General features: G+C 67.5%; 18 protein-coding genes and 1 pseudogene. 11 read left to right on the forward strand and 8 right to left on the reverse strand.

Annotated elements, in window-relative coordinates; genetic code table 11:
- Window positions 1-246, forward strand: a pseudogene (locus A9X05_RS27650) (IMP dehydrogenase); the annotation flags it as partial.
- An 11-nt stretch (window positions 247-257) separates the two neighbouring features.
- On the opposite strand, the gene A9X05_RS27655 reads toward A9X05_RS27650, so the two are convergent.
- From A9X05_RS27655 to A9X05_RS27670, 4 genes are read right to left on the reverse strand one after another with little or no spacing between them, the layout of a single operon-like run.
- The gene (locus A9X05_RS27655; RefSeq protein WP_067749431.1) at window positions 258-1,040 is read right to left on the reverse strand and encodes an SDR family NAD(P)-dependent oxidoreductase; all 783 of its coding nucleotides are present in this window, start codon (window positions 1,038-1,040) and stop codon (window positions 258-260) included.
- Complete coding sequence (locus A9X05_RS27660; RefSeq protein WP_067785428.1) at window positions 1,033-2,646, reverse strand: AMP-binding protein; 1,614 nt, start codon at window positions 2,644-2,646, stop codon at window positions 1,033-1,035. Before A9X05_RS27660 ends, A9X05_RS27655 begins: the two co-directional genes overlap by 8 nt.
- Window positions 2,647-2,655: 9 nt before the next feature.
- The gene (locus A9X05_RS27665; protein WP_067785431.1) at window positions 2,656-3,396 is read right to left on the reverse strand and encodes a GntR family transcriptional regulator; all 741 of its coding nucleotides are present in this window, start codon (window positions 3,394-3,396) and stop codon (window positions 2,656-2,658) included.
- A complete protein-coding gene (locus A9X05_RS27670) occupies window positions 3,396-5,009 on the reverse strand; it encodes an SMP-30/gluconolactonase/LRE family protein (RefSeq protein ID WP_067785434.1) in 1,614 nt (537 codons plus the stop codon). The genes A9X05_RS27665 and A9X05_RS27670 overlap by 1 nt, the downstream gene beginning before the upstream one ends.
- A gap of 220 nt (window positions 5,010-5,229) precedes the next feature.
- Here A9X05_RS27670 and A9X05_RS27675 point away from each other — a divergent pair, with 220 nt between their 5' ends.
- Genes A9X05_RS27675 through A9X05_RS27705 form a run of 7 tightly spaced genes read left to right on the forward strand, consistent with a single transcriptional unit; the run spans window position 5,230 to window position 14,626 of the window.
- Window positions 5,230-6,078, forward strand: a complete 849-nt coding sequence (locus tag A9X05_RS27675) for an SDR family NAD(P)-dependent oxidoreductase (protein ID WP_067785437.1) — start codon at window positions 5,230-5,232, stop codon at window positions 6,076-6,078.
- Window positions 6,075-7,460, forward strand: coding sequence for an SRPBCC family protein (locus tag A9X05_RS27680; protein WP_067785440.1), 1,386 nt, complete (start codon window positions 6,075-6,077; stop codon window positions 7,458-7,460). The genes A9X05_RS27675 and A9X05_RS27680 overlap by 4 nt, the downstream gene beginning before the upstream one ends.
- The gene (locus A9X05_RS27685) at window positions 7,457-9,304 is read left to right on the forward strand and encodes an NAD(P)/FAD-dependent oxidoreductase (protein ID WP_067785443.1); all 1,848 of its coding nucleotides are present in this window, start codon (window positions 7,457-7,459) and stop codon (window positions 9,302-9,304) included. Before A9X05_RS27680 ends, A9X05_RS27685 begins: the two co-directional genes overlap by 4 nt.
- Complete coding sequence (locus A9X05_RS27690; RefSeq protein WP_067785446.1) at window positions 9,301-10,251, forward strand: SDR family NAD(P)-dependent oxidoreductase; 951 nt, start codon at window positions 9,301-9,303, stop codon at window positions 10,249-10,251. The genes A9X05_RS27685 and A9X05_RS27690 overlap by 4 nt, the downstream gene beginning before the upstream one ends.
- Complete coding sequence (locus A9X05_RS27695; protein ID WP_067749460.1) at window positions 10,244-11,458, forward strand: CaiB/BaiF CoA-transferase family protein; 1,215 nt, start codon at window positions 10,244-10,246, stop codon at window positions 11,456-11,458. Before A9X05_RS27690 ends, A9X05_RS27695 begins: the two co-directional genes overlap by 8 nt.
- Complete coding sequence (locus A9X05_RS27700) at window positions 11,459-13,165, forward strand: thiamine pyrophosphate-binding protein (RefSeq protein WP_067749462.1); 1,707 nt, start codon at window positions 11,459-11,461, stop codon at window positions 13,163-13,165.
- 24 nt (window positions 13,166-13,189) lie between these two features.
- Entirely contained in the window at window positions 13,190-14,626 is a 1,437-nt protein-coding gene (locus A9X05_RS27705) for an aldehyde dehydrogenase family protein (RefSeq protein WP_067785449.1), read from the forward strand.
- An 8-nt stretch (window positions 14,627-14,634) separates the two neighbouring features.
- On the opposite strand, the gene A9X05_RS27710 is transcribed toward A9X05_RS27705, so the two are convergent.
- Both A9X05_RS27710 and A9X05_RS27715 read right to left on the reverse strand, forming a co-directional pair.
- Window positions 14,635-15,096, reverse strand: a complete 462-nt coding sequence (locus A9X05_RS27710) for an SRPBCC family protein (protein ID WP_067785452.1) — start codon at window positions 15,094-15,096, stop codon at window positions 14,635-14,637.
- The gene (locus A9X05_RS27715; RefSeq protein WP_082950097.1) at window positions 15,093-15,956 is read right to left on the reverse strand and encodes a rhomboid family intramembrane serine protease; all 864 of its coding nucleotides are present in this window, start codon (window positions 15,954-15,956) and stop codon (window positions 15,093-15,095) included. Before A9X05_RS27715 ends, A9X05_RS27710 begins: the two co-directional genes overlap by 4 nt.
- 100 nt (window positions 15,957-16,056) lie before the next feature.
- On the opposite strand from A9X05_RS27715, the gene A9X05_RS27720 reads away from it, so the two are divergent.
- Window positions 16,057-16,416 carry a nuclear transport factor 2 family protein gene (locus tag A9X05_RS27720; protein ID WP_067749470.1) on the forward strand — a complete coding sequence of 120 codons (360 nt, stop codon included), beginning with the start codon at window positions 16,057-16,059 and terminating at the stop codon, window positions 16,414-16,416.
- Between the two features lie 60 nt (window positions 16,417-16,476).
- Entirely contained in the window at window positions 16,477-16,701 is a 225-nt protein-coding gene (locus A9X05_RS27725; RefSeq protein WP_055404709.1) for a hypothetical protein, read from the forward strand.
- A gap of 100 nt (window positions 16,702-16,801) precedes the next feature.
- Here the strand turns inward: A9X05_RS27725 and A9X05_RS27730 are convergent, their stop codons facing one another.
- Together A9X05_RS27730 and A9X05_RS27735 are read right to left on the reverse strand one after the other, a co-directional pair.
- Window positions 16,802-17,539, reverse strand: a complete 738-nt coding sequence (locus tag A9X05_RS27730) for a DUF899 domain-containing protein (protein ID WP_067749472.1) — start codon at window positions 17,537-17,539, stop codon at window positions 16,802-16,804.
- A 29-nt stretch (window positions 17,540-17,568) separates the two neighbouring features.
- Window positions 17,569-18,339, reverse strand: a complete 771-nt coding sequence (locus A9X05_RS27735) for an SDR family oxidoreductase (RefSeq protein WP_067749475.1) — start codon at window positions 18,337-18,339, stop codon at window positions 17,569-17,571.
- 147 nt (window positions 18,340-18,486) lie between these two features.
- Between A9X05_RS27735 and A9X05_RS27740 the strand changes: the two genes are divergently transcribed.
- Window positions 18,487-19,435: sigma-70 family RNA polymerase sigma factor (locus A9X05_RS27740; RefSeq protein WP_067785455.1), on the forward strand; the 949-nt coding region annotated here is incomplete at its 3' end.

Genomic DNA, 19,435 nt, shown 5'->3' on the forward strand with positions numbered 1-19,435 from the left:
GTGGGCTACGTCGGCCTCTCGCACGACGTCGCGCTGCCCGGCGATGAGCTGTTCTTCTCCATGGTGCACCTGCACGGCGGCCTCGCCCCGGTACGGCGATTCCTCCCCGAGCTGATCAGGCTGATCTGGGACGGTGAGATCAACCCCGGCAAGGTGTTCGACCTGAACCTGCCGCTCCAGGACGCCGCCGAAGGCTACAAGGCAATGGACGAACGTCGCGCGGTCAAAGTGCTGCTCAACGTCTGAGCTCCGCCCGCTTAACGCTCGACCCAACGCGAGTTCAAGGCGAAGTCCGACAGATACTTGGTCGAACTCCAGCCGCCATCGACGACGATCGTCTGCCCGTTGATGAAGCTGCCCCCGGGGGAACACAGGAACGCAACGGTGCTGGCCATGTCATCGATGGTCCCCAGCCTCTGATGCGGCGTCATCTCGGTGTTGATTTTTCGGAACCTGTCGTCTTCCAAGCGCTTTTCGACCATCGGAGTGACCGTCACTCCGGGCGCCACAGCGTTGCATCGGATGCCGGCCGCCCCGTACTGACAGGCGATGTGGGTGGTGAGTGCGGTCAGCCCTCCCTTGGCCGCCGAGTAGGCGCCACCGCGCAGGCCGCCGACGACGGCGAACGTCGATGTGACGTTGATGATGGCCGACCCCGGTCCCATGTGGGGCAACGCTTCACGCGCCAGCCTGAACGGTGCACGCAGCATCAAACTCAGGAAATAGTCGAGTGTTTCGTCGTCGGTCTCGTGCAGCGGCTTGGGGCTGCCCACCCCTGCGTTGTTGATGAGGAAGTCGACGTGACCCCAGCGGCCGACCGCGAGGTCCACGATGCGGCCCGGCGCGTCGTCCTCGGTCAGATCGACCGCGAGTGTCGCGACACGGCTCGGATCGTTGATGGCCCTTTCCAGCTCGGCCAGCCGGCCCTGATCCCGGCCCGTGCCGACGATCGCCATCCCCATCTCGGCGAGTTTCGTCGCGCATCCCAGGCCGATGCCGCTGCTTGCTCCCGTCACGATTGCGACCTGCATATCACCCATCTACCTTCGTCAGCGCGAGCTTGATCTGGTGTTTCAGCACCTTTCCCGCATCGTTCTTCGGCAGCGTGTCCCAGAAGACGACCTGTTCTGGCGCTTTGAATTTGGCGACGCCCTTGCTTTGCAGCAGGGCAAGCAGGCTCGCGACGTCCGGCCGTGATGAACCCGCGGGAACGATCACGGCGCACGCGCGCTCTCCGGTCCGGTCGTCGGGCAGTCCCACGACGGCGATTTCGGCCACGCCGGGATGGTCGGTCAGCAAGTCTTCGACCTCCTTGGCCGAGATGTTCTCGCCGTTGCGGATGATGACGTCCTTGGCGCGGCCGGTGACCAAGAGGTACTGGCCGTCGACCCAGCGGCCCAGGTCGCCCGTCCGGAAATAGCCTGCCTCGTCGAAGGATTCGGCCTCATCCTCGGCGTGCAGGTAGCCCAATAGCATCTGCGGCCCTCGGACACAGATTTCGCCCTCGCCGGCCGCGGCGGCCGGGTGCGGGGCGAGCTTGATCTCGGCGATGCCCACGCGTCCGTCGGTCTCGGCCGCGTGGGCGGCCTCGTCTCGCTCCAGCGCTCCGACCGTCGTGACCGGCACTTCGGTGCAGCCGTACACCCGGGTGACCACCGCCCGGTCGAGATAGGCGCCGGCCCGGCGAATCAATGACGGCGAGACGGCGGCGCCACCGCAAATGAACACCTTTAAGGCGGGCAGCCGGCTGCCGGCACGCTCGGCGGCGGAGAGCAGCTGTTGCAGAAACGGTGTCGCCCCGGCCATATGGGTGCACCGCTGGCCATCCATCACCGCCACGGCCGCCGATGGGTCCCACCGATCCATCAGGATCGCGGACGTGCCCAGAAGCAGCGGACATTCGAACGCATAGATCGAGCCGCCGATGTGTGCGATCGGCGACGGCACCAGGAACGCGTCGCCGGGGCTGACGTCCCAGTGGTCCCGGATCTGGCGGATCAGCGCATGAATCGAATTGTGGCTGTGCAGAACGCCTTTCGGGCGGCCCGAGGTGCCGGAGGTGTAGAGGACCATCCGCACGGCGTCGGGATCCAGGCTGGGCAGCCGCGTCGCGACCGGCCCCTGCTCCAGCAGTTGCGGGTACGGCGTGTGCCGGCCGGCTCGCCCCGTTTCGGAGCCGCGCAGCACGACCACCTCGGGCGCCCGGTCCATCGCGGCCGTCACCCCCTGGACCATCGCGGCATAGTCGTGACCGCCGAACCGGTGCGGGACGAAGATCATGGCGGCGCCGACGTCTTCGAGGATGAAGCGCAGCTCACGGTCGCGCAGCGAGGGCAGGATCGGATTCACCACCATCCCGGCGAGGGTCGCCGCCAGATAGATGACCGCCGCCTCGTGCCAGTTGGGCAGCATGAACGACACGACGCTGCCCACCGGCATGCGCGCCAGCAGGGTGTTCGCCAACGCGATGGCCTGCGTGTGGAGCGTGGCAACGTCGATCCGAATGTCCCCGTCCACCAGCACAATACGGCGCGGCGAAGTCGCCACGGCCGCGAGCAGGGAATCTGCCAGCGTGGTATGGACCCACAGGTCGCGCCGGTACGCGTCCGCCGCGCGTGCGGGGTCCTGGCGGGCCGGGGCGATCACCGCAACAACCTAATCTTTCACTCGGCGCATTGTCATCGCATACCGGAAGTCCGAAGACAGATGGGTGTTGATCGTCACCTGGGCGACCACGCCGTCAGACGTCGTATAGGTGCGCCGCATCTGTAGGGCGGCCGTCCCCGCCTCGACCGCGAGACCGTCGACCAGGTCGGGCGAAAGCACCACCGCGGCGATCTCTTGGTGTAGCTCGGCGATGGTGACACCGAACAGGTCCTCGATCAGCGGGAAGATCGGGCCGGCGTGCCGTTGCAGCAGCCTGCCGACCGCCGCGAAATCGCGGTTGATGTAGTACTCCGTTCGGCACAGGGGCGCTGACGCGCCGTCGGCCTGGCGGTAACCGCGCACGCTCAACCACTGTGTGCCGGCGAGCAATCCGGTTCGAGCGGAAAGGTCCCGGTCGATGGTCACCATCGCGTTCGACTCGATCGTCAGCTGCGCGCCGGCCGCGAAGACGAGCAGGTCGTCGATTGACATCGCGTCCTGCGCATAGGAACTGGTGGCCGGGCGCGGAACCACCCGGGTGCCCGCTCGCGGCCGGGACGCAACGAGGTTGTCGTCGCGAAGCCGGCGCAGCGCCTCGCGAATGGTGTAGCGGCTGACCGCGAATCGCTCGCACAGCTGATGCTCCGTCGGGAGCTGCGAGCCGACCGGATAGACGCCGTCGACGATCTCCTTGCGCAGCGTGCGGGCGATCTGAAGGTAGCGGTGCTCGCCCGCGATGGCCTGGGTCATCAGCGGCCATCCCGGCGTAGGGCCAGGACGCTGCCGTCGCCGTCGGCCGAGAGGTAGAGGGTCCCGTCGGGCGCGGACGTGATGCCGGCAAAGGGGCCCTGCGGGCCGGAAAAGGGGGGCATCCCTTTCAACGGTTTGGGCGCCACACCCGGCGGCGGGCCGACCGGCAGCCCCGATGCGATGACGCGCCGGACCTGGCCATGCAGGTCGAAGGCGATCAACTCCTTGGTGCCCGCATCGACGATGTAGAGCACACCGTCACGCACCAGAATGCCTTGTGGGCGCTGCAGATCCGCCACCACGATGTCGCCGCCGGCTCCGCTCACCCTGACGACCCGCCCGGCCTCCGCCACCAGGGGCGCGCCCTCCGCGTCGATCGCGACGCCGACCGGATCCCGCAGGCCGGTGGCCAGCACCTCGACGCCGCGCGCACCCAGCGACAGGACCCGCCCGGTGCCCAGCTCGGCGAAGACGACCCCCTTGCGACCGACGGCAACGCCGTAGAGCTGGTCGAAACCGTCGGCCAGCACCTCACTTTGGCCGGCCGCAGGCCGGTAGCGGGCGACCTGACCGCCCGAGGTGGTCACGACGAACTCGCCGGGCCCGCTCGGCGCGATCCCCCGCAGGAACCCGGGATAGCCGGGGCTGAACAACATGCCCGCGGCCTGCAACGACCCGTCCGGCTGCACGACATAGAGGTAGGTGCCATCGGCGACGTAAAGCCGGCCGTCGTGGTCCACGGCCAGGTCGAGCGGCCAGTTGAGCCCGCCGGGCAACACCGTTCGCGTCTCGCCGGTGCGCGCGATCTCGGTGACCTCTCCGGTGAAGTTCGAGGCCAGCACCCGGTCGCCGACCAACGTGCAGTTGTCCAGGCCGGGGCTCAACTGGGCCAGTACCCGCCGCTCGCCGCTGCGGGGATCTATGCGAAGGACCTGCCCGCTGGCGACCTGGGTCGACACGATGCGGCCGTGGTTGTCGAACTTGACCGAGTCCGGTACACCGAGATCGGCTGCGACACAGTCTGGCTCACCGCCGTCGGGATCGACGCGCCAGATCTCGTTGGCGCCCATCACGGGAAAATACAACAGGCCGTCGGGGCCTACCTCCATCGCGTTCGGTGACGGCACCCCATCCAGCAGCACCCGCGGCGATCCGCCCGCCGGATCGAGTTCCAGCAACCGGCCGCCCTCACGGCATTCGCCGACGAACAACCGGTCCCGATAAAACGTGATGCCGTTCGCCGACGGGACATCGTCGCGCAGCACTCGGGTTCGCCCGGCGGTGTCGAGCACGCTGACCCGGCCGTCCATCACCTCGGTGGCGTACAGGTTGCCGCGGGAGTCGAACGCGACGTCGTCGGGGGCGACGATGTCGCCGCCCTTCGGGCTCACGGTTTCCAGCCGGCCGGTGCGGTGATCCAGTGCGCTGATCTGACTTCCGGTCACCTGCGCGATGTAGACGCGACCGTCCGGGCCGGTCCGCAAACCGTTGGCGCCGAACAGCCGGCTGGGAGCGGTCACTCGATCGAGGGTCCAGCCTTCCGCCACGTCGATCGGGTGATGTAGCGCCGCATACCGTGACGGCTCCGCCGCGGTGGCCCTCGAAATCGACATGCCTCGCCGGGATCCTTCCGTAGGCCGTTTGAGCTGGACGTTATCAATTACGGTTAGTCCAGACAATAGTCATCGGCAGCGCTCTGCTCGGCCTTGACAGTCCAGTCTGGCGATGGGAATAGTATTCTCCGAACGACAGAATGCCATATTTTGTCCGGACCAGTAGACAGCAGAGCCCGTTGCGCCCGTGCCCGGTGTTCGCAGCAGGGGAAAGCAGGCCATGGAGGACTTCCTCAGACTCGACGGTCGCATCGTGGTGGTCTCCGGCGCCGGCGGCGGCGGGATCGGCACCACCGTGACGGCGATGGCCGCCCGCGCCGGCGCCACCGTGATCGCGGTGAGCCGGTCGAAGGAGAATCTCGACGAGCACATCGCCCCGCTGGCCGGTCAGGGTCTGGCGGTGGTGCCGGTGGCGGCCGACGCCTCGACCGATGAGGGCATCGCCGCGGTCATCGATCAAGCCCGCCGCGCCGAGGGCAACCTGTACGGGCTCGTCAATGTCGCCGGCGGTGCCGCGCCATCGACGTGGATGCCGTCGACCCGTGTGACGCGGCACGAATGGCGCGAGATTTTCGCCGCAAACCTCGAGACCGCGTTCTTCATGAGCCAGGCCGTGGCGGCCGAGCTGGTGGCCCAGCAGCGGCCGGGATCGATCGTGTCGATCTCGTCGATCAGCGGCATGAACACCGCGCCCTTCCACATCGCCTACGGCACCGCCAAGGCCGCCATCGCCGCGATGACGCGCACCATGGCACTCGAGCTTGCCCTGGCCGGCATCAGGGTGAACGCCGTGGCGCCGGGCGTCACCGAGACCGCCGCCTCGCGCACCTACGTCGACTCCGACCCGGACCGGGATCGGCGGGCGATCGCGATGGGCAGGCGGGGCAGGCCCGAGGAACAGGCGGGCGCCATCCTGTTTCTGCTGTCGGAACTCTCCAGCTACATCACGGGCCAGACGCTGCTCGTCGACGGCGGGCTTGACCTCAAGTGGAGTCATCTCGACGCCGACAACACGTCGTTGTTCCTCAAGGACGAATCCTTCCGCGCGGCCATCAGGAGGATGCGATGACCGACCTCGCCAAGGGCGTGAACGCCGCAGCGGCCGAGGAACTTTCGCGGCCCGCCACGATCGGCGTCGAGGCCTACATCTCCGAAGACTACGCGCGCGCCGAGCGCGACAAGCTGTGGCGAAAGGTATGGCAGCAGGTCGGCCGGGTCGAAGAGCTGCCCGAGGTGGGCAGCTACCTGACCTACGACATCCTTGACGACTCGATCATCGTCGTGCGCACCGGACCACACGAATTCCACGCCCACCACAACGTGTGCATGCACCGCGGCCGCCGACTGATCGACACACCCGAGGGTGCGAAGAATGCCCGCGGCCGTGCCCGCAAATCGTTCGTCTGCGGATTCCACGGCTGGACATACGGTTTGGACGGGGCGTGCACCCACATCCGCGAACAACAGGACTGGCAGGGGGCGCTCACCCCCGACAACACCCACCTGCGGCCGGTCAAGGTCGACACGTGGGGTGGCTGGCTGTGGGTCAACATGGACCCCGACTGCGAATCGCTGGCCGATTACCTGTTTCCCGCAGCGAAGATTCTCGACCCCTTCGGGTGCGAGAACATGCGCTACAAATGGCGGAAGTGGCTGTTCTTCGACTGCAACTGGAAGGTCGCGCTCGAGGCGTTCAACGAGACCTACCACGTCTACACCACCCATCCCGAATTCAACAGGTTCGGCGAATTCAAGGGCTGGGCCAAGGCGCAGGGCAAACACAGCAACATCGGCTATGACGCTCCGGACGACATGGAGGCCACCAAGTCCAAGATCCGCCTCGGCACCGGCGCCGATCCTCGCGTGTCCACCGCGGAGATGCAGGTGTACACGATGGAGGAAACGAACGCCACCACCACCCAGACCCTGGTGAACGCGGCCAAGCGGCTGGTGGACGAGTTGCCCGAGGGAACACCGGCCGACAAGGTCCTCGAGCACTGGCTGGCGTCGGCGCGCCGCGACGACGAGGCCCGCGGCGTGATCTGGCCGACGATTCCCGCCGACATCCTCGGGCAGGCCGGCACCGCGTGGCAGATCTTTCCGAACTTCCAGATCGGGCAGGGCCTGACCAGTGCGCTGTGCTACGGCGCGCGACCACATCCCAGCTACCACCCCGACAAGTGCATCTTCGAGGTGTCGGTCTTGGAGCTCTATCCGAAAGGCCAAGAGCCCGAGACGGAATGGGAGTACACGCCGGTCGGCGATCCCAGGTGGCGTTCGGTCCTGCCGCAGGATTTCTCGAACATGGCCGCGGTGCAGCAGGGCATGAAATCGCTGGGCTTTCCGGGCACCAAGCCCAACCCGTACCGCGAACGCAGCACCGTCAACCTGCACTACCAACTGTCGAAGTACATGGGTACCGGCGCACCGCGGGAGCTTGAAGACACATGACCATGTTCGGAAACGATTGCGGACCGACGCAGACGCCGGACGACGCCGACATCGAGACGCTGCGGGAGAAGTATCGGCAGGAACGTGAAAAGCGGCTGCGCAAAGAGGGTTCCAAGCAGTACATCGAACTCGAGGACGATTTCGCCGGCTACTACGAGGTGGACCCGTACACGCCCGTCACACCTCGGGATCCGATCAACGAGGACATCGACGTGGCGGTTCTCGGGGGCGGCTTCGGGGGCCTGCTGTCGGCGGCCTATCTGAAGAAGGCGGGCGTCGACGACGTACGGATCATCGAGCTCGGCGGTGACTTCGGCGGCGTCTGGTACTGGAACCGCTACCCGGGTATCCAGTGCGACAACGAATCTTACTGCTATATACCGCTTCTCGAAGAGCTCAACTTCATGCCGTCGAAGAAATTCGCCGACGGCGCCGAGATCTACCAGCACTGCCGGAACATCGGCAAGCATTTCGGTCTCTACGACTCGGCGGTCTTCTCCACCCAGGTGCACGATCTGCGCTGGGACGAAGACATCAGGCGCTGGCGCGTCGGCACCAATCGCGGCGACGACATTCGCGCTCGCTTCGTCGTGATGGCGTCCGGCCCGTTCCACCGGCCCAAGTTGCCCGGCATTCCCGGCATCAGAGACTTCCGGGGACACAGCTTCCATTCGTCACGGTGGGACTACGCCTACACCGGCGGCGATGCCCAGGGCGGACTGGACAAGCTGGCTGACAAGCGCGTGGCCGTGGTCGGCACCGGCGCCACCGGGATCCAGATCGTGCCGTTCCTGGCCCGCCACGCCCAACACCTGTACGTCTTCCAACGCACCCCGTCGACCGTGGACGCGCGCAACAACGCGCCGACCGATCCCGAATGGGTCAAGACCCTGAAACCCGGCTGGCAGAAGGAACGCCAGCGCAACTTTCACTCCTGGACGTTCGAGGGCATGGCGCTCGGCCAGCCGGATCTGGTGTGCGACTTCTGGACCGAGCTCGGGCGCAACACCGCCGCCCGGGTCCTCGCCCTGGACGATCCGGCGGCACTGACTCCCGAACAGTTCATCGCGATCCGGGAGGAGGAGGACTACAAGGTCATGGAGCGGCTGCGCCGGCGCGTGGCGGCCATCGTCGAGGACGAGACGACCGCCGAGGCGCTGAAGCCCTACTACCGGTTCCTGTGCAAGCGGCCCTGCTCCAACGACGACTACCTGGCAACGTTCAACCGGTCCAACGTCACGCTGGTCGATGTGTCGGCGAGCAAGGGGGTCGAGCGCGCCACCGAAAAGGGCCTTCTCGCAAACGGTGTCGAGTACGAGGTCGACTGCATCATCTACGCGAGCGGATTCGAGATCACCACCGAAATCAGCCGCCGCTACTCGATCGAGACGATCGAGGGTCGCAACGGGCTGTCGCTGTTCGACTACTGGCACGACGGCTACAAGACGTTGCACGGCATGACCAGCCGCGATTTTCCCAACCAGTTCTATACCGGGTTCACCCAGGTCGGCATCTCCGCGAACATCGCGGCCAACTACGAGGTGCAGGGCGAGCACATCGCCTACATCATCGCCGAAGCCCTGGCGCGCGGCGCGACCACCGTCGAGCCCAGCCAGGAGGCTCAGGACGCATGGTGCCAGACGATCCGCGAGACGGCGGTCGACAACTCGGCGTTCGATGCTCAGTGCACGCCCGGTTACTACAACAACGAAGGCGGCGGGGGCGGCGAGGGAATCCGGTCCCACCTCGGTGAGCCCTACGGCCCCGGCTTCTACGCCTTCGAAGACCTGCTGCGCGTCTGGCGGGCCAGGGGCGACCTGGAAGGTCTGGTCCTGGGCACGTGAACGAGACCCCTTCCACAGAGCTGAGATTCGACGGCCGCGTCGCCGTGGTGACCGGCGCCGGCCGCGGATTGGGCCGGTCCTATGCCCTGCTGCTCGCGGCGCGTGGCGCGAAGGTCGTGGTGAACGATCCGGGCGGCGGCCTGACCGGCGAGGGTTGCGATCCCGGACCGGCCGAGCACGTCGCAGCCGAGATCACGGCGGCGGGCGGGGACGCGGTCGCGTGTACCGCGACGGTCGCGACCCGCGAAGGCGGTGAAGCGATCATCCAGACCGCAGTGGAACGTTACGGCGGCATCGACATCCTCATCCACAACGCCGGCAACGTCCGTCGCGCGTCGCTCAAGGAGATGAGCTACGAGGATTTCGACGCGGTCCTCGACGTCCACCTGCGCGGTGCGTTCCACGTTGTGCGGCCGGCGTTTCCGCTCATGTGCCGGGCGGGCTACGGGCGCATCGTGTTGACGTCGTCGATCGGCGGCCTGTACGGCAACCACGGGGTGGCCAACTACGCGGCCGCGAAGGCCGGCGTCATCGGACTGGCCAACGTCGCGGCGCTCGAAGGCGCCGCCGACGGCGTCGCGTGCAACGTCATCGTCCCGGCCGCGGTGACCAGGATGGCCGACGGCATCGACATCTCCGCCTACCCGCCGATGGGTCCGGAACTCGTTGCACCCGTCGCGGGTTGGCTCGCCCACGAATCCTGCTCGGTGAACGGGGAGATGTTCATCGCGCTGGCGGGTCGGGTGGCGCGGGTGGTCGTCGCCGAAAGCCCGGGGGTCTACCGGCCCTCCTGGACGATCGAAGACGTCGGCCGCCACCTGGAGGCGATCCGGTACGTGGAGGCGCCGTTGATCTTCCCGATCCTGCCCGACGGGCACGACCGGCACATTCGCTACAGCTTCGAATTGTCGCACCGCTCAAGCGATCAAGGAGCGCTGCATGGCTGACGCGACCGGTCCGCTCGCCGGCGTGCGAGTGATCGACCTGACCGCCATGGTGATGGGACCGTACTGCACGCAGATCATGGCCGACATGGGCGCCGACGTGATCAAAGTCGAACCGCCGGAAGGGGATAACACCCGCTACATCTCGGTGGGCCCGGCACCAGGCATGAGTGGCGTGTTCGTCAACGTCAACCGCGGCAAGCGCAGCGTCGTGCTGGACCTCCGAACCGAAACGGGCGCGGCCGCACTGCGCGGGCTGCTCGAAACGGCGGACGTGTTCATCCACTCGATGCGCGCCAAGGCGATCGCCAAGCTGGGGTTCGGCTACCCCGAGGTCGCCGCGATCAACCCGCGGATCATCTACACCAATTGCTACGGCTACGGCAGGCGTGGACCCGAACGCGACCGGCCCGCATACGACGACACCATTCAGGCCGAATGCGGCCTACCCGCGGTGCAACAACAGCTGACGGGCGAGGCCGACTACGTCGGGACCATCATGGCCGATAAGGTCGCCGGTCTGACGGCGCTCTACGCGACGACGATGGCGCTGTTCCACCGCGAGCGCACCGGTGAGGGACAAGAGGTCGAGGTCGCGATGTTCGAAACCATGGCCTCGTTCATGCTCGTCGAACACGCCAACGGTGCCCTGTTCGATCCCCCGTTGGGGCCGGCGGTCTATCCGCGCACCGTGGCGCCCAACCGCCGCCCGTACCGCACCAGCGACGGCTACATCGCCGCGTTGATCTACAACGACAAGCACTGGAACGCGTTCATCGATGCCGTGCAGCCGCCGTGGGCCGATGGGTCGCATTCGACGCTGGAACAGCGCGCCCGCCAGATCGACGCCGTCTACGGCTTATTGGCCGAAACGATGAAGCAGCGCTCTACCGAGGAATGGCTGGCCTTGTTCCGCGACCTCGAGATACCGGCCGCACCGCTCAATACACCGGGCGCGCTGTTCGATGACCCGCATCTCAACGCCGTCGGCATGTTCGAGACCGTGGACACCCCGCACGGACCGGTGCGCTTCCCGGGCGTGCCCACCTGGTTCTCACGGACGCCGGGGCGGGTCGCGGGGCCCGCCCCCGAGCTCGGCGCCGACACCACCGAAGTGCTCGCGGAAATCAGCACGAGCAGACGCGGAATCGCAGGAGATGCCCCGCCACAGTGCGAGTCTGTGTCTGCTCGCGAGGGAAAGGAGTCCTAGATGGGTGTGCCCGTCTACAAGCGCATTCTGGACCTGTTCGAGGCCGAGGGTGTCAATACCTTGTTCGGCATCCCCGACCCGAACTTCGTGCACATGTTCGCGGAGGCGGATGCCCGTGGCTGGTCGGTGGTCGCACCGCATCACGAACTCAGCGCGGGATTCATGGCCGAGGCTGCGTCGCGGATGACGGGCAATCCCGGCCTGTGCATCGGCACGCTCGGACCGGGCATGGCCAACATCGCGGGGGCGATCCAGTGCGCGAAAGTGGAAAACTCCCCGGTGATCTTCATCGGCGGCCAGCGAGCACGCATCACCGAGCGCCGGGTCCGGCGCGGCCGCATCCAGTTCGTCCGGCAGGAACCACTCTTCGCGCCCTCGGTCAAGTACAGCGCCTCCATCGAGTACGCCGACCAGACCGACGAGATCATCCACGAGGCGATCCGCCGGGCCATGTCCGGCACGCCCGGCCCGGCCTACATCGAGTACCCGTCGCACGTAATCCTCTCCGAGCTCGACGCGGCGGATCCACTGCCGCCCCACCGGTATCGACTCGTCAACCAGACCGCGGGTGAGCGCGAGGTGGCCGAAGCGGCCAAGCTGATCCGGGCGGCCCAGAGCCCGATCTTGTTGGTGGGGCACGGGGTCCACACGTCGCGCACGGGTGCGGCGGTCCGGGAGCTGGCCGACCTCATGGCCTGCCCGGTCATCCAGACCTCCGGTGGAACGTCGTTCATCGACGGGCTCGAGGACCGCACGTTCGCGTACGGATTCTCGCCGGCGGCCGTCGAGGCGGTGGTGAACTCCGATCTGTGCGTCGCGCTCGGCACGGAGCTCGGTGAGCCGAGTCATTACGGCAGGACCCGCCACTGGGCGCCCAACGACGCAAACCGCAAATGGGTTCTGGTCGAACAGGACCCGGTGGCCATTGGGGTCAACCGTCCGATCGACGTCCCCCTGGTCGGCGACCTTCGCGGCGTGGTGCCTCAGCTGGTGGAGGCACTTCGCGGCACGCCGAGAAGGGCGTCCGCCGACCTCGACCGCTGGATCGCCGAGGACGCGGCGGAGCTGGCGCAGCTCGCGGAGAACGCGCCGACGGGACGGACGCCGGTGCACCCGGCACGCTTCGTCGTCGAGGCCACCCGGGCGTTCCCGAAGGACGGCATCATGGTCCGCGACGGCGGGGCGACAGTCATTTTCGGCTGGACCTACTCGCAGGCCAAACCGCGAGACGTCATCTGGAACCAGAACTTCGGCCATCTCGGCACCGGTTTGCCGTACGCGGTCGGGGCCTCGGTCGCCGAGGGCGGCAAGCGCCCGGTGATGCTGGTGACCAGCGATTCGGCGTTCCTTTTCCACATCGCGGAGTTGGAAACGGCCGCGCGGCTACGGCTCCCACTCGTGTGCGTGGTCGGTGTCGACCACCAGTGGGGCCTCGAAGTCGGCGTCTACAAGCGCACCTTCGCCCAGCCGTCGCCGCAGCCCGGGGTGCACTGGAGCAAGGACGTCCGTCTCGACAAGGTCGCCGAGGGCTTCGGTTGCCACGGCGAGTACGTCGAGAAGGAAGAGGAGATCGGGCCGGCGATCGAGCGAGCGTACGCGAGCGGCAAGACCGCAGTCGTCCACGTCTGCATCGACCCGAAGGCGAACTCCGAGGAGATGCCCAAGTACGACGAGTTCCGTACCTGGTACGCCGAAGGCACCCAATAGTTCAAGGATCCCGAAGGAGGAGCCATGCGCGATTACCTGAAGTTCTACATCGACGGCCATTGGGTCGACCCGGTCCAGCCCAACACCTTTGACGTCGAGAACCCGGCGACCGAAGACGTGTGTGGAAGGATCTCACTCGGGTCGTCCGCGGATGTGGACGCGGCGGTGAGCGCGGCCCGGCGAGCCTTCGCCGACTGGTCGCAGAGCAGCCGCGAGCAGCGGCTGGAGCTGCTGGAGGGCATCCTCGCCGAATACCAGCGGCGCGCGGGCGAGCTCGCCGACGCGGTGACCGAGGAAATCGGCGCGCCGCCGTCGTTGGCCGCGGGCCCACAAGTGCAACTCGGGATCGGTCACTTGGTCACGGCGATCGACGTGTTGAAGAACTTCCCCTTCGAAGAACAGCACGGGGCGGCGCTGATCGCCAGGGAGCCGATCGGCGTCTGCGGCCTGATCACGCCCTGGAACTGGCCGCTCAATCAGATCGCCGTCAAGGTATATCCGGCGTTGGCGACAGGCTGCACCATGATCCTCAAACCCTCTGAGGTGGCGCCGTTTTCGGCCTACATCTTCGCCGAGATCCTCGATGCCGCAGGCGTGCCGGCCGGGGTGTTCAACCTGGTGAACGGTGACGGCCCCGGCGTGGGCATGGCGATTGCGGGCCATCCGGGCATCGACATGGTGTCGTTCACCGGGTCGACCCGCGCGGGGATCGAGGTGGCGAAGACCGCCGCCCCGACGGTCAAGCGGGTGACCCAGGAGTTGGGCGGCAAGAGCCCGAACATCGTCCTCGACGACGCGGGCTTCGCCGACAGCGTGCGGGCCGGCGTCGCCAACATGATGCCGAACTCCGGACAGAGTTGTAATGCGCCCTCGCGCATGCTCGTTCCGAACTCACGCATGGACGAGGCCATCGGCATCGCGCGCGAGACCGCCGGGCGGGTGAAGGTGGGCGACCCCGGCGACAAGACCGCGATCGGGCCCGTGGCATCCAAGGCGCAGTTCGACAAAGTGCAACGCCTCATCCAGAGCGGCATCGACGGGGGCGCGACCGTCGTCGCCGGCGGGCCGGGCCGGCCCGACGGGCTGACCACCGGCTACTACGTCCGGCCGACCGTCTTCGCGAACGTCACCAACGACATGGCGATCGCACGGGAGGAGATCTTCGGGCCGGTGCTGTGCGTGCTCGGCTACGACGACCTGGACCAGGCCGTCGATATCGCCAACGACACCGATTACGGTCTCGCGGGCTATGTTTCGGCGGCCGATCTCGACAAGGCCCGCGCGGTGGCGCGCCGAATCCGGGCCGGTTGGGTGACCATCAACCACGCGTTCGACATGAGTGCGCCATTCGGCGGCTACAAGCACAGCGGGAACGGGCGGGAGTGGAGCGAGTTCGGGTTTCACGAGTACCTGGAGATCAAGAGCATCTTGGGCTACGCGCCCGAGAAGGGCCGCCAGTAGCGCGCCGATCAGCCTGTCTCAAAGCGGCGACGGATACCGGCCAGCATCGCGATATGCGCCTGCACGGCTTCGCGGGCGGTCATCGCGGCCAGCGGCCGGGGCGCGGCGATCCGTATCCGCTCGGTGACGCGCGTGCCCGACGCGGTGGGCTCGAAACTCACCCGGCCGCGCAGCCGCACCCCCGGCGACTGGTCCGCCTCGGTCAGCACGTCGCCCTCCTCCGGCACCTGCAAACGTGCCCGGTAGGTGATGGTCATCGTGAACGGCCCCAACGGAATCCGGTCCCGCACCCGGTAGCTGAGCGCGACCCCGGCCGGGGTTTCGCTACGCGACAACATCTCCACGGACACGATCAGCGGGTGCACCAGCTTGATGTTGTTCAAATCCACATAAAAGTCGCGAACCTCGCCCGGGGGCGCGGGCACTTCCTCCGTCAGCGTGTGCTCGGAGTGGGCAACCCACCAGCTCATGCGGAGAACTCCAAGAGGAGCTGACCCGTGCGCCACCAGATCAGCACGGCGAATGCCACCAGCACGACGAGGGTGACCGCGGCCTGAATCGTGTTGCGCCGCTCCCGTGGCGGGTAGACGTAGGCCGCGGCGACCAGCGCACCGGTGACCAGCCCGCCCACGTGCGCCTGCCAGCTGATGCGTTGCGCGCTGAACAACGGCACCAGGAACGTGAAGACGAGGTTGATCGCGATCACCGCCACCACCCAGCGGACGTCGAAGGCCAACCGCTTACCCACCACGAAGGTGGCGCCGAACAGGCCGAAGATCGCACCCGAGGCGCCTGCCGTCGCCGTGTCGAGCGGTGACACCAAATAGACCAGCACCGAGCCGCCCAGCCCGCTCAGCGCGTACAGCGCGCCGAAACGCAGTCGGCCCAGCCACATTTCGAGCGGCGGGCCCACCACATACAGCGCCCACATGTTGAACAGCAGGTGCGTGGCGCCGTAGTGCAGGAACGCCGATGTGACCAGGCGGTAGAACTGGCCGTCGGCGACGGCCGGCGGCCACAGCGCGAGCTGCTTCTCCAAGTTCCCCGACGCCATCTGCAGCACGAAGGCCGCCACGTTGATCCCGATCAGGGCATAGGTGAGCACCGGGGCCGAGCGCTGCCGTCCGCCGAATCGGGTGCGGGGCTGCCGGACCGTCCGCGCCCCGGCCCGGACGCACTCCACGCACTGCTGACCGACGGCGGCGCTGCGCATGCAGTCGCCGCAGATGTAGCGCTCGCAGCGGTTGCAACGGACGTACGTCGGGCGTCCCGGATGCCGATAGCAACTCGGCGCCGCGGGCGGCGAATCCGGTGGGCTGGGTGCGCTCATCGCCCTATTCTCGCCCGCGCCGGCGGGCCGGGCGCAGCGCTTTAGCAAAGCTGTTTTCCGCCCACCCCATTGCGCCTAATGTTTTCTGCGTGGAGTCGACATGAGCACCGGAGTGGTCGAACGCTACCTGGAGTGCCTGGCCGCACACGACTGGGACGGGCTCGCCGCAACGATCGCCGACGAGGGGCTGATCCGCGAGGGGCCGTTCTGCGATGTCGTCGAGGGCAAGCAGCACTACGTCGCCTACCTGCGCAAGGTGCTGACCAACCTGGACGGCCATCGGCTGGAGGTGCAGCGGGTCTCGCATGTCGACAGTCGCCTGTCGTACGTGGAGTTGACGGAGTCGTTCGTCATCGACGGCGCCGCCAAGCGGTGGCCCGAATGCCTACTCTTCGAGCGCGGCGATGACGGGCTGATCTCTCATGTCAGCGTGTTCTTCAAGCAGCCCGGCGCGCAGTGAATCGCCCGTGCGGCGAGCAAACTATTCCCTCACCCGCGAATTTGACCTACCGTGTGATGGGTGGAATCAAACGGAACCCCGGAATTGGTGCCCGTCGAAACATTGCACTCAGGTGATCCGATCATGGATTGCGGCCAGCGGTACATAGTCCTCGAATCGAAGGCCGTCGGCGACAGCTGCGTGGTCCTCGAGCTTGAATCCAGGGTGGACCACCAGCTGCAGGTCATCGAGAAGTCCTTCCCGGCCGGATACCACGTCAACAGGGCGAACCACCGAATCTTATAGCCCTAATTTACCCAGCCGAATATTGCGCGAGTAGCCGTTGGACGGCTACCGCGCATTCGTGTTTATTCGGGCGAGAAACGCAAATAGCGGTCGGCCGCATTTAGCGGCCGCGCGCCGGACGCGGGTCGCTGGGATTGTCCGGATCGGGATCGCCGAACCACCGCGCCGGCGCGCGCTCGCCGTAGGCGTCGTGCCATTCCCACCACTCGTAGGGCGCCGTCTGCGGATACCCGGCCGGCGAGTCCTCCCAGTTCTCCTGGCGCCCGAGCGCGGTCATGTCGAGGTAGCTCCAGGTGTTGCCCAGCGCCTCATCACCGCGGTTGTTGATGAAGTAGGTACGGAACACGCGGCCCCCGTCGTGGATGAACGCGTTCGTGCCGTGCCATTCGTCCACGCCGAAGTCGGCGTCGAAGCCGTCGGTGATCGTGTACCACGGCATCTGCCACCCCATCCGGGCCTTCAGCCGCGCGATGTCGACTTGTGGCGCCCGGGAAGCGAACACCAGGGTCGTGTCGCGGGCGTTCAGGTGGGCGAGGTGCCCCACGTGGTCGGCGATCATCGAGCAGCCGCGGCACGCGTGGCCGGGCCAGCCGTCCACGCCCGGCTCGAAGAACGCGCGGTACACGATCAGCTGGCGCCGTCCAGCGAACAAGCCCAGCAGGTCGACCCGGCCCTCGGGTCCGTCGAACGCGTACTCCCGCTCGACGGCCAGCCACGGCATCCGCCGGCGCGCCGCCGCCAGGGCGTCGCGGGCCCGCATCACTTCCTTCTCTTTCGCCAGCAGCTCTTCGCGCGCCGCGGCCCAATCCCGGGCCGACACGATAGCGGGTGTATGCATGTCGTTGTCCTCCTTAAGGTTTCGTGCCCTCATGCCACCGCCGACAGGCCTGCAGAAGAGAGCAGGTACGCATCCTGCGTCCCGGAGTCCTCGGTCGCGATGGCCAGGACCGAGCGGCCCACCTGCTCGGCGGTGAGCGCCGGCCCGGCGGCCCGCACGAACGACTCGACGTCGACCCCTTGCCGATCGGCGTACGCCGCGACTGCCTTGGCGCCCAGGTCGGTCGCCGGCGTCAACCGCGGCAGCACGGACACGAAGCGGATGCCCAGGCCGGCCAACTGCGACTCGATGGCGGCGTAGCCGGCGATGAACCTGACCGCCGCCTTCGCCCCCGCGTAGCCTCCGCTCAGTGGTGACCCGGCGAGGGCGGCGCCGCTGGACATGACGATCACCGAGCTGCCGGGTGCGAGCGGGTGCCGCAGCGCGTATCGGGTCCAGTGAAACGCCTGCGCGACATCGACATTCCAGTTCTGGCTGAAGCTGTCCCAGCTCTGCTCCTGCAGCGGGCTCATGTGAGGCGCGGCCCCGGCGCAGAGAACCAGTGTGCGCGGCCGGTATTCGTCGATGAGCCGCTGCGCCGTCGCGGGATCGGCGGCGTCGGCGGCCACCGGGATGAAGGCGTCGCCGAGCCCGCGGCGCGCGTCCTCGAGACCGGAAACGCCGCGCGCGACGCCGATCACCTCGGCGCCGGCCGCCGCCAGGGCGCCCGCGATGGCGCGGCCGAATCCGCGGCTCGCCCCGGTCACGATCGCCGTGGTGCCGGCCAGGCCACCCGATGGGAATGTCAGGGGCTCGTTCATGTTCGTCCTCGCTCTCAACGGAAGGTGCATTCACCAATTGAGATGCGGCGCGGCGCCCGAATTCATCGCCGGTGCGCCGATGAATTCGAGCCGGCCGGTGTCTCTGTACTGGAGTAGCGTTCGAACCCAGCCGAGACAGGAGGGGCCGTGCCGGCCCAGGAGGACTTCATCGCGCAGGCGGCGCCCTTTCGCGCCGAGCTGATCGCGCACTGTTACCGCATGCTCGGGTCCGTGCATGACGCCGAGGACCTCGTCCAGGAGACCTATCTCAACGGCTGGCGTGGCTACCAGGCATTCGAGGAACGCGCGGCGCTGCGGACCTGGCTTTACCGGATCGCGACGACCGCGTGCCTGCGGGCGCTGCAGAACCGCGCGCGCCGGGTGCTGCCGGCCGGGCTCGGCGACGGATCGATCGACCCCGACGCCGGACTCGACTCGACCGGCGTGCACGAGTGGCTGGAACCCATCCCCGATTCGCTGATGTTCCCCACCCCCGAGGACAACGTGGCCGCGCGACAGAGCCTGCGACTGGCCGTGATGACCGCGCTGCAAGAGCTGCCCGCCCGCCAACGGGCGGTGCTCATCCTGCGCGACGTGGTGCAGTTCAGCGCCGCGGAGGTTGCCGAGCTCCTCGAAACGACACCCGCCGCGGTCAACAGCTCGCTGCAGCGGGCGCGGGCCCACCTCGCCGAGCTCTCCCCCACCGAGGAGAACCTCTCGGAACCCGACGACGCGGAGCGCCGAGCGCTGCTCGACCGCTACTGCGCGGCATTCGAGAACGCGGACATGGCCGCCCTCACCGCGCTGCTGCAAGCGGACGTGAAGCTCGAAATGCCACCTCTCCCTGTCTGGTTCACCGGCCGTGACCCGGTGTTGAGATTCCTCGCCGCGCGCGCGTTCGCCAAGCCCGGCGAGATCGCGATGATCCCGACGGCCGCCAACACGCAACCCGCCGTCGCCGAGTACCGCCGCGGCGCCGGCGGGACGTTGCGTGCCCACTCCATTCACGTCCTCACAACCGGCGCCAGCGGGGTCGCCACCATCACCGTCTTCCTGGACCCCGGCCTGTTCAGCAGGTTTGGTTTTCCGCCCAGCC

The sequence above is a fragment of the Mycobacterium sp. E3298 genome (assembly GCF_001666895.1).
GTDB lineage: Bacteria > Actinomycetota > Actinomycetes > Mycobacteriales > Mycobacteriaceae > Mycobacterium.

Excerpts from the sequence above, each read along its gene's own strand:
- A9X05_RS27655 (WP_067749431.1), bottom strand. The coding sequence starts at position 1,040 with ATGGGTGATATGCAGGTCGCAATCGTGACGGGAGCAAGCAGCGGCATC.
- A9X05_RS27730 (WP_067749472.1), bottom strand. The coding sequence starts at position 17,539 with ATGCATACACCCGCTATCGTGTCGGCCCGGGATTGGGCCGCGGCGCGC.
- A9X05_RS27670 (WP_067785434.1), bottom strand. The coding sequence starts at position 5,009 with ATGTCGATTTCGAGGGCCACCGCGGCGGAGCCGTCACGGTATGCGGCG.
- A9X05_RS27685 (WP_067785443.1), top strand. The coding sequence starts at position 7,457 with ATGACCATGTTCGGAAACGATTGCGGACCGACGCAGACGCCGGACGAC.
- A9X05_RS27680 (WP_067785440.1), top strand. The coding sequence starts at position 6,075 with ATGACCGACCTCGCCAAGGGCGTGAACGCCGCAGCGGCCGAGGAACTT.
- A9X05_RS27735 (WP_067749475.1), bottom strand. The coding sequence starts at position 18,339 with ATGAACGAGCCCCTGACATTCCCATCGGGTGGCCTGGCCGGCACCACG.
- A9X05_RS27695 (WP_067749460.1), top strand. The coding sequence starts at position 10,244 with ATGGCTGACGCGACCGGTCCGCTCGCCGGCGTGCGAGTGATCGACCTG.
- A9X05_RS27715 (WP_082950097.1), bottom strand. The coding sequence starts at position 15,956 with ATGAGCGCACCCAGCCCACCGGATTCGCCGCCCGCGGCGCCGAGTTGC.
- A9X05_RS27665 (WP_067785431.1), bottom strand. The coding sequence starts at position 3,396 with ATGACCCAGGCCATCGCGGGCGAGCACCGCTACCTTCAGATCGCCCGC.
- A9X05_RS27710 (WP_067785452.1), bottom strand. The coding sequence starts at position 15,096 with ATGAGCTGGTGGGTTGCCCACTCCGAGCACACGCTGACGGAGGAAGTG.
- A9X05_RS27675 (WP_067785437.1), top strand. The coding sequence starts at position 5,230 with ATGGAGGACTTCCTCAGACTCGACGGTCGCATCGTGGTGGTCTCCGGC.
- A9X05_RS27720 (WP_067749470.1), top strand. The coding sequence starts at position 16,057 with ATGAGCACCGGAGTGGTCGAACGCTACCTGGAGTGCCTGGCCGCACAC.
- A9X05_RS27705 (WP_067785449.1), top strand. The coding sequence starts at position 13,190 with ATGCGCGATTACCTGAAGTTCTACATCGACGGCCATTGGGTCGACCCG.
- A9X05_RS27700 (WP_067749462.1), top strand. The coding sequence starts at position 11,459 with ATGGGTGTGCCCGTCTACAAGCGCATTCTGGACCTGTTCGAGGCCGAG.